10 protein-coding genes are annotated in these 12,990 nt (G+C 27.6%); 5 read left to right on the forward strand and 5 right to left on the reverse strand.

Going from position 1 to position 12,990, the window contains the following annotated elements; all coding sequences use genetic code 11:
- Positions 1-139 precede the first annotated feature (139 nt).
- Both ACTG46_RS07040 and ACTG46_RS07045 read left to right on the forward strand, forming a co-directional pair.
- The gene (locus ACTG46_RS07040) at positions 140-1,003 is read left to right on the forward strand and encodes a S66 peptidase family protein (RefSeq protein ID WP_479923813.1); all 864 of its coding nucleotides are present in this window, start codon (positions 140-142) and stop codon (positions 1,001-1,003) included.
- A gap of 70 nt (positions 1,004-1,073) precedes the next feature.
- Complete coding sequence (locus tag ACTG46_RS07045) at positions 1,074-1,667, forward strand: DUF3867 domain-containing protein (protein ID WP_054269881.1); 594 nt, start codon at positions 1,074-1,076, stop codon at positions 1,665-1,667.
- Between the two features lie 251 nt (positions 1,668-1,918).
- Here ACTG46_RS07045 and ACTG46_RS07050 read toward each other — a convergent pair whose 3' ends face one another.
- Positions 1,919-2,554, reverse strand: a complete 636-nt coding sequence (locus tag ACTG46_RS07050) for an isochorismatase family protein (RefSeq protein ID WP_479923814.1) — start codon at positions 2,552-2,554, stop codon at positions 1,919-1,921.
- Between the two features lie 78 nt (positions 2,555-2,632).
- A complete protein-coding gene (locus tag ACTG46_RS07055; protein ID WP_074178934.1) occupies positions 2,633-3,364 on the reverse strand; it encodes a glycerophosphodiester phosphodiesterase in 732 nt (243 codons plus the stop codon).
- Between the two features lie 329 nt (positions 3,365-3,693).
- Between ACTG46_RS07055 and ACTG46_RS07060 the strand changes: the two genes are divergently transcribed.
- From ACTG46_RS07060 to ACTG46_RS07070, 3 genes are all read left to right on the forward strand, one after another.
- On the forward strand, positions 3,694-5,883 hold the full coding sequence (locus tag ACTG46_RS07060; RefSeq protein ID WP_054269884.1) for an amino acid adenylation domain-containing protein: 2,190 nt from the start codon (positions 3,694-3,696) through the stop codon (positions 5,881-5,883).
- A gap of 410 nt (positions 5,884-6,293) precedes the next feature.
- Positions 6,294-8,222 carry an OPT family oligopeptide transporter gene (locus ACTG46_RS07065; protein ID WP_054276369.1) on the forward strand — a complete coding sequence of 643 codons (1,929 nt, stop codon included), beginning with the start codon at positions 6,294-6,296 and terminating at the stop codon, positions 8,220-8,222.
- Positions 8,209-8,556 (forward strand): PqqD family protein, encoded by a 348-nt coding sequence (locus tag ACTG46_RS07070; protein ID WP_054269886.1) that lies wholly within the window; start codon positions 8,209-8,211, stop codon positions 8,554-8,556. Before ACTG46_RS07065 ends, ACTG46_RS07070 begins: the two co-directional genes overlap by 14 nt.
- A 171-nt stretch (positions 8,557-8,727) precedes the next feature.
- On the opposite strand, the gene ACTG46_RS07075 is transcribed toward ACTG46_RS07070, so the two are convergent.
- The 3 genes from ACTG46_RS07075 to ddlR form a co-directional block, all read right to left on the reverse strand.
- Positions 8,728-10,647 (reverse strand): ABC transporter ATP-binding protein, encoded by a 1,920-nt coding sequence (locus ACTG46_RS07075; protein WP_407813627.1) that lies wholly within the window; start codon positions 10,645-10,647, stop codon positions 8,728-8,730.
- A gap of 25 nt (positions 10,648-10,672) precedes the next feature.
- The gene (locus ACTG46_RS07080; protein ID WP_407813587.1) at positions 10,673-11,455 is read right to left on the reverse strand and encodes a M15 family metallopeptidase; all 783 of its coding nucleotides are present in this window, start codon (positions 11,453-11,455) and stop codon (positions 10,673-10,675) included.
- An 82-nt stretch (positions 11,456-11,537) separates the two neighbouring features.
- Positions 11,538-12,986, reverse strand: coding sequence for a MocR-like transcriptional regulator DdlR (ddlR, locus tag ACTG46_RS07085; protein WP_054269888.1), 1,449 nt, complete (start codon positions 12,984-12,986; stop codon positions 11,538-11,540).
- Positions 12,987-12,990: the final 4 nt, after the last annotated feature.

A 12,990-nucleotide genomic window follows, 5' to 3' on the forward strand; every position in this document is an offset into this window, starting at 1 on the left:
AAATTTATTTCTCTTCATTAATTATATTATTTGATGTAAATCATTATTCTGTATCAAGTACAAATAAAATATCTTATAATTATAGTAGCTAGATTTAGCATGAGGAAAAATATATCATTTTAGAATAAGAGGTGTTTAAATGTTAGGAATAATTGCGCCATCTGGGCCATTGAGAAATACAAGTTTAGAAGAAATAAAGTCTAATTTAGAGAAGTATGGTTATGAAGTTAAATTTTCTGAAAGTTGTAGTTTAAATTATAAAGGGTATTTAGCTGGTAATGATGATGTCAGAGTTAGAGATATAGAAGATATGTTTTTAGACAAAAATGTAGATATGATTATGTGTTTAAGAGGAGGTTATGGAACAACAAGGATATTAGACAAAATAAATTATGATATAATAAAGCAAAATCCAAAACCATTTATAGGTTTTTCTGATATAACAGGTTTAAGCTTAGCTTTCTATAAAAATTGTGGTCTCTTACCATATCATGGCATAATGGCAGCAAATGTATCCAAATGGGATGAGTTTACCTATAAATCTCTAATAAATGCTTTAGAATTTAAAGATGAACTCTATTTAGAAAACCCAAAAGGAGAAAAGATTTACACAGTATGTGAAGGTAAAGCAGAGGGAATAATAATGGGAGGAAATTTATCCTTAATAATTGCTACAATGGGAACTAAGTATGAAATAGATGCAAAAGATAAAATTTTATTTATTGAGGAAATAGGAGAATCTCAATATAAACTAGATAGAATGTTAACCCAACTATATTCTTCAGGAAAACTTGAGGAATGTAATGGTATAATTTTTGGAGATTTCAAAGATTGTATTGAAGAAAAGGATTTGATAGAATTATTAGAGGAATTTGCAAGGAAGGTAAATAAGCCAGCTATATATAATCTTCAGTCTGGACATTGCATCCCAATGGTAACTATTCCTTTAGGTAGAATGTGTGAATTAAATGCTACAGAAAAAATGATTAAATTAAAAAAATAGTGTGTATATAAATATAATGGAAATATGGTATAATCTTATACAAGTAAAAATTTAGCTAGGAGGATGAAGAATGTCTGATGATAGAATAATAGACTTTAACGAACTAAAGAACAAAGTTAAAGATTCTGATGTAGATAAATTTGAGCAATATATATATAACTTATATTTTTCTGTTATGGATGGAAAAATGTCTATGGCTGAGTTTTCAAGAAAAATATTTGATTATATGAGAGATAACAACATATCTCAAGAAAAGTTTATGAAAATACAGAAGCAATTTATGGAGAGATATGGTATGGACACTGAAGAAGTAGAAAAACAACTTAGAAACTTTGGAATCGACCCTTCTACAGCAGGTTTTATGAGTGATAATACTTCCAGCAAAGTATCTACAGAAGATTTAGAATCGTTTAAGAAGAGTGCAGGTTTTTATGAGAAATATGGTGAAAAAATTCAGCCAAAAAGTTGTATAACAACATTCATAAAAAATGACTTGAATGATATTAATGTAATAATAGACCAAGAAAAAATAATGCTTTGTAGTGATAAAAAAATAAATCTTATGGACTCAGAATTAAATGAGTTTTTATTAGAATATAAGAATATGTTCAACAAAAAGATAAAAGTAGTTATGTGTGAGACTACAAACAAGTATGATTATTAAAAAGTAAATTTAACTATTGAAGCAATATTATTTAGTTATATAACTTAAAAATAAAAATCGCAATTTATATTTCTTACAAAAATATGTAATGAATATGTAAATTGCGATTTTTTATATTGCATAAGCTAGCCGTAGCAAATAATATTTATAAGTAATGATGTCTTTGTTAAAACTGTATTCTTATATTAAAGTTTTTATTGAAAATATCTCATTTATTAATTACATAATATACTGTATAAAATATTGGATTATTAATGTATTTCTTTTAATACTTTGATACCATTTTGAATCATACTATTAAAGAATACTAAGTTTAAAAGTTCTGCAGAGTGAACATTTGGGATATCATAAGTATCTACCAAATTCATAGGTACAACTATATTTTTTTCAATATTATATTGATTAAAATAGGCTTTTAGAGTTATTGCAAATTGATATATACATATATCTGTACAATCACCAACTATAATTATGTTGTCTATATCATCAAAATCTAAACGCTCTAATGCAAAAAATCCATTAGTAGAATTTTTAGGAAGAATTAGTAGATTATTTATTGATTTAAGCTCATCAACCAATTCACTTTCTATATCATTTTCCAAACAGTGAACAGGATAACTCAAAAGCTCTATAGACTTAGAAGTATGGGAGTCAGTAAATGCTATTATTCGATTTAATTTATTTGCTATTTTTTTTGTAAATGCTTCAATTGGTTTTATTAAAGACTCTACTCTAGGAGAGTATAAAGCTCCTTGTTTTGCAAAACCATTATTGACATCAATTATAAATAAAGCAGTTTTACTCAAATCATAATTTTCTATTTTTTCTATTGGTAGATTATCTAAATTACTTTTTAAAGCTTTAAGTTCATTTAATAAGTTATCCATAGCTATACCTCCGAGATAAATTTAATAAAATTGTACATATTAATTATATAAAAGTCAAGGAGTACAAACATTGTAAGGTTAACTATATTGTTTTGAACTTAAAAGATTTGAAGCTATATTTGGATAGTTAGTAAAAATGCCATCTACATTGAGCTTTAGACAATGTAGCATATCATCCTCTTCATTTACAGTATATACATTGATACCAAGTAAGTTTGTATGGCAAAGTTCAACAAGAGATTCATTTACTAAAATTAAAGGTGCATGAAGGTAACTATTACCTAGAAATTTAGCAAAATTGACTACATTGTTTATAGGTAAATAACACAATAATGCCGTTTTTACACTAGGGTCTAATTTATGAAAGTTTTTCAAGCTATTGCCATTAAAACTAGATATAAGAACTCGATTTTTCATATTGTATTTTAAAATAAGTCCCAAAACATCTTTTTCTATATTAGGATAGTTCACCTTGTCAGTTTTTAGTTCTATATTTAAAATAAGGTCTGTAGGTGAAATTAAAATTAATACTTCTTCTAAAGTTGGAATTTTACATTCTTTGTTGTATTGATATCCTTCAAAAGATGAATTTAGAGTCTTTAGTTTTTTTAAAGTAAGGTCTTTTACAAATCCATGTCCATTAAAAGTTCTATCAACTTTTTCATCATGAATAACTACAATTTTTCCATCTTTAGTCTTATGAACATCAAGTTCTATTCCATATATGTCCATATCCAAACATTTTTTAAAAGCTAAAATAGTATTTTCTGGATATTTTCCACTAAAACCTCTATGAGCGTAAATATTCATTTATATAGCTCCTTCCAATAAATATAACTTATCTTAAAAAATTTTAATTAATATAATATATCATATTCTAAAAGGTATTGTTATATATTAATTAAATAACTATTTATAATTTATATATTATATAAATGTAGAAAAATAAAATCATATATGTGTTATAATATATTTTAAACATTGAAAATATTAAGAATTTAGCAGTTATAATAAGTATAATTTTATGCAAGCTCATGTGTTTAGAGCTTGCATATGTATTATTGATATATTTCTGTATCGCGAAAATAAAATTCCAAAAGAATTTTTCTATAGATTTAGTAGTAAGGGGGAATTTTGATATGTATGAAGTTAATTTAGAACGAGCTATGAATTATTGGATGGATTTGTTAGATGATTATACAAATATAGCAAAAATTCCAAATGATTTTTTTTATAAAGACTGTTCTGACGAAGTAGTAGATGAAGTTTTTAAGATGAATATTGAGAAACATGAAAGATTAATTCGGTATTCTAAAAATAATAATATCAGCATAAGTTCTATCATAGAAACTATATATGGTCTTATACTTCAAAAATATATATATGAAGATGATGTAGTTTTTGGAAAAACAATAAATATAATTCCAATAAGAGTTAAGGTTAGACAAAGTGAGAAATTTATAGATGTTGTAAGAAAGTTAAAAAGACAATGGAGTAGGTCTTTAGAATATGGATATTATTTGTTATCGGATATAGAGAATAAAAATCATCTAAATACTAAACTTATAAATACCATATTTGTAGCTAAAAGTTTTGATTTATCATATGACTATGACATAGAAAAAAAAGGATATGATTTATCTGTAATAGTATATACAAAGAGGGCACTTAAAATAAAAATAAAATATAAGCCTTCTATATACAAAAGAGAAACTATTAGAAGAATACTGAATCAATTTGATTATATAATAGAACAAATAATAAAAGATAACGATATTTTAATAGAAGACTTAGAATTTGTCTGTAAGAAAGAAGAAAAAGTATTATTAGAAGACTTCAATAATAATCAATATAAAGTGCCATATGATAAAAACTACATTGATTTATTTAGAGAACAAGCTAAAATAACACCTGATAATATAGCAGTTAGAGATGAAAATAGAAATTTAACATATAGAGAATTAGATGAGTTAACTGATAAACTTGCAGGTTATTTAAATCATATCGGAGTAAAAAGTGAAGATATAGTAGCTGTAATGTTACCAAGAGATATTAATATAATTATTACAGCAATAGGGATTATGAAATCAGGTGGAGCTTTTTTTCCAATAGATACAAGCAATCCAGAAGAAAGATTAAATTATCTTCTTGAAGATAGTAATGCAAAAGTAGTGATAACTACAGATGAACTTAGATGCAAAGTTGTAAATGAAAATACTATAGTACTTGATATAAATAATGAAAATATATTCAAAATAGGATATGAATTGACTGCAGAAATAACACCATCAAACTGTGCATATACGATATCTACATCAGGTTCAACTGGTAGACCAAAGACTATAGCCATAGAGCATAAAAGTCTAGTAAATATGTGCTATTATAGTGTAAAAGTAATAAATGCTACAGAAGATGATATATGTGGCATATACTTAAGCTTTAGCTTTGATGCTGTAATGAAACAGTTATTTCCATATTTGCTTATAGGTGCATCAATAAATATTATGCCTGAAGAAGCTAAATTTGATGAATATACAGTAAATGAATATTGTGAGGAAAATGATATAACTATTTTAGCATTACCAACAGCATTTGCAAAATTGTTTATACAAAATTGTAATAATAGTTCACTTAGAGTTGTACAGACTGGAGGAGAAAGACTAAAAGGGTATAGAAAACGTAACTATGAGTTGTATAATGAATATGGGCCAACAGAATTTACTGTTGTATCAACTTCTTTCCATGTAGATAAGGAATACGGAAAAATACCAATAGGTAAACCTATATTTAATACTTATGCGTATGTATTGGATAAAAAGAATAAACTATGTCCAATTGGAGTTCCAGGAGAGTTATGTCTATCAGGGATTCAAATATCAAGAGGTTATTTAAATAAAAAAGGGTTAACAGAGCAAGTATTTGTAGAAAATCCTTATAAAACTTGTGAATATAATAAGTTAATGTATAGGACTGGTGACTTAGTAAGATGGCTAGATGATGGAAATTTAGATTATATTGGAAGAATGGATAATCAAGTAAAAATTGATGAGTTTAGGATAGAGTTATATGAGATTGAAAATATAATAAACAATATTGCAGAAATTAAAAGTGTTGTTTGTATATCAAGGACAAATGATGATGGAGATATGTATATATGTGCCTATTATGTTATTGATGATAAAGATAGTGATAAGGTAAATGAAAGAGCAGTTAGAGAATATTTAAACGAGCATCTACCTCCATATATGATTCCAACAATAATAATGAGGATAGATAAAATACCAGTTACACCAATCGGAAAAGTAAATAAAAAAGCACTACCAGAGTGATTTTTTATTATGACAGGTGTCGTAAAGTTATTGCAGAAATTTCTTTATGACACCTGTTTTTTAGAATGACTCAATTTACACAAAAGAAAGAATTTTCTGTACATTTTTACTGTGATGAAAATTTGTTTATGGGAATGATTATTGTATTTTTTATACTTTTGCGTGTTTTAAAGTGTTTTTTTAACAAATTTAATTTTATATTAAAAATTTTTTTTATTTTTTATCTTAATGCTTTTTAGTATAATTGAAAAATAAAAAGAATATTAGCATAAAAATATCTAAAAATAGAAAATAATAATATGGGGTTAAATTTTAGCAACTTTAACTCGCTATTTGTAAAATAATAAAAAGTTAAGTTTTATATGTATATATGTTATAATATATACAAACTGAAAAGGGGTGAAAATTTTATGAACAAAAAATTACCTAAGGGTGCTTATGGTGAGGTTAGTGGAAAAGATTACGTTCCTTACATCACAGATAAGTCCAGAACCGGTGGAAATGTAGCTGTACTGATTATCGGTATCATTTTAGCTGCCATTTTTGCCGCATCTACAACTTATTCTGGAATGAAGGCTGGTCTTACTGTTGCAGCTGGTATTCCAGGAGCTATAATAGGTTCTGCTTTTGTTGGAGCATTTGCTCGTCAAAAGGGTATTCTTGGTAAGAACTTAATCCAAGGTATGTCAAGTGGTGGAGAATCTGTTGCAAGTGGATTCATTTTCGTATTACCAGCAGTTATATTAATTGGAAGCCAAATTACATTTTTAGAAGGCTTAGCTGTTGGAGTTGGTGGAGTTTTATTTGGTATAGGAGTTGCTGCTATAGTTCACAACTATCTAATAGTTGAAGAACATGGTAAACTTATGTACCCAGAATCAATGGCTATATCTGAGACACTTGTTGCTTCAGAAGCTGGTGGAGATTCAATTAAGTACATGGGAATAGGATTTGTAATAAGTGGATTTATTACTGTATTAACTGGTTCATTCCTAAATGTAGCAAACAATGTAATGAGTCTTGTAGGAAGTAAGTTCTACAAATGGAAATTTGATATCGAAGTAAATCCTCTACTTTTAGGAATTGGATTTATAGTAGGACTTGAAGTTTCTTTAACAATGTTTGCAGGAAGTATATTATCAAACTTTGGTATCGCACCTTTAATAGGATATTTTACAGATATGGCTAGAGATGGAGCTATGGTATGGAATAATCCTGCAATGCCTCTTAACCAAATGGATGTTGGAGCTATATCTAGTAGTTATGTAAAATATATAGGTGCTGGTATGATGCTTTGTGGTGGTATTATTGGTGCAATAAAGCTTATACCAACTATAATCGCTTCTATAAAAGAAACACTTAAAGCTAAATCAAGTACTGGAGAAGGAGAAGAAGGTTCATCTATACAAATGATACTTTTATTAGGTGGAGTAGTTGTTGGATTCCTAGCAGCGTTCTTAATTTCTGGTAATATTGCTATGGCAATTATTGGAGCTATCATATCTCTTTTATTATCTTTATTATTTGTTATAGTAGCAGGACGTTTAACAGGAACAATAGGAACATCAAACCTTCCAGTTTCTGGTATGACTATTGCTTCTCTAGTTATTGTAACATTAGTATTTGTTGTAATGGGCTGGACTGATTTAGAAGCTAATAAATCATTACTTTTATTTGGTTCATTTATAGTTGTTGCTATTGCTATAGCTGGAGGTTATACTCAATCTCAAAAAGTAACTTATATCATTGGTGGTAGCAAAAATGAAATGCAACGTTACTTTACAATTGCAAGTATAGTTGGTGTTATAGTTGTTGTTGGAGTAATTTTATTACTTTCTGACCAACTTAAAGCAACTGGTGATAATGTTCAATTTGCATTACCACAAGCTAACTTAATGTCAACATTAACTTCTGGTATTATGTCAGGTAGTTTACCTTGGGTTATGATTATTGTTGGAGTATTTATGGCAATTGTTTTATATGCATTAAATTTACCAATAATGACTATAGCTATAGGATTCTATTTACCAATAGCAACTACTTCTATAATATTAGTTGGAGCATTAATCCGTTTATTTGTTGAATTGGTATCTAAAACTGAAAAAGAAAAAGAAGTTAAAGTTTCTAATGGTATAAGTTTATCTTCTGGTCTTGTTGCTGGTGGTTCTATCATTGGTTTAATAGGTATAATATTACAAGTAACTGGAGTTATAACTCCAAAAGTACCAAGTGGATTTGCCGCAACAAATTCAATGGCAATTGCTTTATTGGTAGTTTTAGTTGTACTTACAGCATTACCTATTGTTTTATCTAAAGTAAAAAATAATGAGCAAGAGTAATGATGTTTTAGATATTGTATTTAAAATTACTAGTGGACTTGAATATGAAGTAGATGAAAATAGTATTGTAACGATACTTGAAAAACAGGACCATAAAATCCAAAAGTTTTTTAGAAAGTTAAAAGCTAGGATACCTAAATATAAAAAAATAGAACTAGATGAATATTCTAGTTTCGTATTTTTACAGATTGATGGTCAAAGGACTGTTAGAGCGATAGGCGAGAACCTAGAAGCTAAATATGGAGAAGAATCTTATCCACTTTATGAAAGATTGTTAGTTTTTTTAAATCATATTGAAGTTAATTGTCACTATGTTGAAAGACTGGATATATAAATATAAGGAAGCTTATTATAGGATATATCGGAATGTAAAAGTTAGAAGATAATTATAAAAGAGGCTATCTCAAAATGGAGATAAGCCTCTTTTTTAGTGTTAAAATTATGAAAATATATTTAAACCTGTAAATTTAAATTAGAAATTATTAAACTTAATATTAACATATAATTATTTATTATTAGCTATTTCATCAGCTAGATTATTTAAATATTCCCATCTCTCATATTTATGTTCAAGTTCCTTTTCTAGTCTTGACTTTTCATCTAAAATTTCTTGAAGCTTAGTAAAGTCAGTTGAAAATTTTGAAGTACTTTCATCAAGTGTTGAAATTTTAGATTCAAGTTTTTCTATATCAGATTCAATATTTTCAAATTCTCTTTGTTCATTATATGAGAATTTGAGTTTTTTATCATTTTTAGGTTTTTCTTTTTTTGAAGTAGTAGAATCGTCTTTTTTTATTGACTCCTTTTTAGACTCTTCAAACTCAATTCCTTGAATCTCTCTATATATAAGATAATCACTGTAATTACCTGTATATACATGGATTTTTCCATTTCCTTCATATGCAAATATTTTATTACAAATTCTATCTAAGAAATATCTATCATGTGATACTGTAATTACTACACCTCTAAATTCATCAAGATATTCTTCTAAGATTTTAAGTGTCTCAATATCTAAGTCATTTGTAGGCTCATCCAACAGAAGTACATTAGGAGCCGTCATAAGGATTCTAAGAAGGTGGAGTCTTCTTCTTTCACCACCAGATAATTTACCTATCAAAGTATACTGCATGGTACCATTAAAAAGGAATCTTTCACACATCTGAGAAGCTGTAATTCTAGTACCATCTGAAGTCTCTATATAATCACTAGCTTCTTTTACATAGTCTATAGCTCTCATATCAATGTTCATATGAGAGTCATCTTGAGAAAAACAACCTATTTTAACTGTATCTCCAATTGAAATATATCCACTATCAGGTTCTATTTCTCCATTAAGTATGTTTATAAGGGTTGATTTACCCATACCATTTTTTCCTATTATACCAATTCTATCAGTACGAGCTAAAGTATATTCTAAGTTATCTATAACTGTATTACCTTCAAAAGCTTTGGATATATTGTGTATTTCTATTATTTTATTTCCAAGCCTACTTGATGCAACTGATATATCAAGATTTTCATCAGGCTTGAAAGTTTCCCTGTTTGTAAGTTCATCGAATCTTTGTAAACGAGCTTTTTGTTTTGTACTACGAGCTTGAGCTCCTCGTCTAACCCAAGCAAGTTCTGTTCTAATTAAATTTTGTCTTTTATCTTCAATACTTGCTTCTAGTGCAAGTCTTTCCATTTTCTTTTCTAGAAATATTGAATAATTACCATCATAACTAAATAATCTACCTTTATCTAGTTCAATGATTCTATTCGTAACACGGTCCAAAAAGTATCTATCATGAGTTATCATAAGTAGTGAACCTTTTCTTGAATTGAGATATTCTTCAAGCCAATCTATAGTATCATTATCTAGATGATTAGTAGGCTCATCCAGTATCAAAAGCTCACAAGGAGTAATAAGGGCTGATGCTAAAGAAACTCTCTTTCTTTGACCTCCAGAAAGTTCTGCTATTTTTTGATTAAAATCATTTATACCAAGTTTCGTAAGCACTGACTTGGCTTCACTTTCCAAATCCCAAAGATTTAAAGCATCTATTTTTTCGTGTATTGATAATAATTTTTTATTCAATTCATCTGTAAAGTTTGAATTAAGTCTTTCCAAAATTTCTTGATATTCACCAAGTAGTTTTAATTCCTCTGAAGTCCCATTAAATACTTGTTCAAGTACAGTTGAATTTTCATTATAAGTTGGGTTTTGAGGTAGATACTCTATTCTAATACCATTAGTTTTTGTTATATTACCAGTTTCGCTTTCTTCAACTCCTGCAATAATCTTAAGTAAAGTAGATTTACCAGTTCCATTTACACCAATGAGTCCTATTTTTTCACCATCATTGATTCCAAGAGATATACTTTCAAGTAATTTTTTTTCGGAATAACTTTTACTTATGTTTTCCAATGTCATTAAATTCATATAATTCACCTTTATTTCTAATCTATTATTTTTCAAAATGTTGATAGTCTGGGTTTTTCCAATATCCACCCCAACTCCAACCTCTGCTTACAAAAGCATTATAACAATCATCACCTTTTTTTATCATTCCAAATTTCGAAGTAGACCTATCAGCATAGACTGTGCTTACTTTAGGACTAACATTATCTCCAGAAACTTGAGGATTCTGTAATGGATTTATATCTATAGCACGTCCTTTACCATGGTTTGAAACGACACTTGTACCAGCTACAGTTCTATAACAAAATGATGAGGTATTATTATCAGACATAGATTTTTCATCTACAGCATCATAATCATCTATTAGTTTGATTTTTTCAATTGGATATTTTTTTTCGTATAATTCCTTAAAAATATCCACAATTTCTGGAGCTAGTTCACTATTTACTATCATTTCTCCTTGATGAGTCTTTTCATCAAATCCATAGTATGTAAGCTTTAAATAAGATAGGCTATCAAAGCTTATAGGTTCATCAGAAGGCATAGATTTACCAATCATCTTGGTTTTTATATTATCTGGTATTGAAGAATATGAAAAAGTAGGTTTGATATTGTTGTCTTCCTGCTTTTTACTAGAGCTTTGATTATTTTTAGAATCATCTGTTGTATTGTTTTTATTTTGCATAGTTTCTTGGCTGTTTATGTTATCTTTTTTGTTAGGATTAGAGAAAAGTATCTCATATATAGATAATAAGGCAAGAAATAATACAGTTATTACAATTGTTAATTTTAATTTATTAATCTTTTTTCGTTTTGACTTTTTACTCATATTATCCCCCAGTGTTAGATTCATATAAACTATATATATTATACATCATAAAAATAAACTAGGCTAACAATATTTAGTTAACCTAGGACATTTCATCTATAGTTTCTCCAATTATTTTTATTCCAATTTCAATGTCTTTGAAAGATAACCTAGAAAATCCAAGTCTTAGAGTGTCATAACCAGAATCGTCTGTAAAGAATAAATCTCCAGGCATAAATATAACATTTTTTTCATAACATTTTTCCAATAGTTTTCTAGTATCTATGTTTTTTAATTTTATAAATATATGCAAACCACCATCACCTAAGATGTATTCTGTGTTTATATATTTTTTTATACATTCATATGCAAAGTTAAATTTATCTCCATAGAATTTACGTATTTTTTTAACATATTTTTCAAAAGCACCATTGCTCAAATAATCGAATAAAATTCCTTGGTCCAAAAATGATACATGTATATTTCTGCATCTTTTAACACTTTCTAACTTATCGATTACTTTTTTATCTGCAAATATCCATCCAATTCTCATTCCAGGAAATAAAATTTTCGAGAAACTGCCAATATATACAACTCCATTATTCATATTGTCAAGAGAGCAGATAGGAAATATATGAGAACTATTGTAGAGCAATTCTTCATTAAAACCATCTTCTATAATTGCTATGTTATACTTTTTCATAAGATTATAGAATTTGTATCTATTTTCAGGAGTCATTACAATCCCTGTAGGATTGTGATAAGAAGGTGTAATATATGCAAATTTTATTTTATTTTTGTACTCAATTAAGCGTTTCTCTAGCATATTAAAATCCAAACCATCTTCATGTATGTCTACACCTAAAATATTAAGATTATGCGATTTCATAATTTTTATAGCAGTATTATGAGTAGGATTCTCACATATTATGTAATCTTTTTCTTGAGTAAAAGATGACATAATAATGTCAAAGCCTTCTGTAAATCCATTTGTTATTAGTATATCTTTGTTATTAATATCAACACCCTTGTTTGTCATGTATTTTAGTAAATAATCAATAAGGGGTTTGTAACCCTGTGCATATCCATAATTGAGCAATTTGTGACCTTCTAACGATATTCTATTTAGAAAAGATTTTTTGAATTCTTCCATATCAAATAAATCTCCATCTGGAGAGATACTTTTAAATGAGATTAAGTCAGAGCTCCAAGGAATCTCACTTTTTATAATATCCAATTCATTAGCTTTTTTGGAGTATGTATTCTCTAAACAGTCCCAGTTCAAAGACCATGTAGTATTTGAAGATTTATTCTTTGATTTAACAAATGTACCTTTTCCAGAAATAGAGTAGATTAGTCCTTCAGATTTTAATTCTTCATAGGTTAAGACTATAGAATTTCGACTAACTTGTAAAAGCTGACTAAGCTCCCTTGTAGAAGGGAGCTTACTATTGTCTGGAATTAATCCTTTTGATATCATATCACTTATATAATTTTTAATTTGTATATAAATTGGTTCATTATCATTTAATTTTAGATTTGAAAATATCAAATTA

It is taken from the genome of Clostridioides sp. LIBA-7678, from assembly GCF_056716065.1.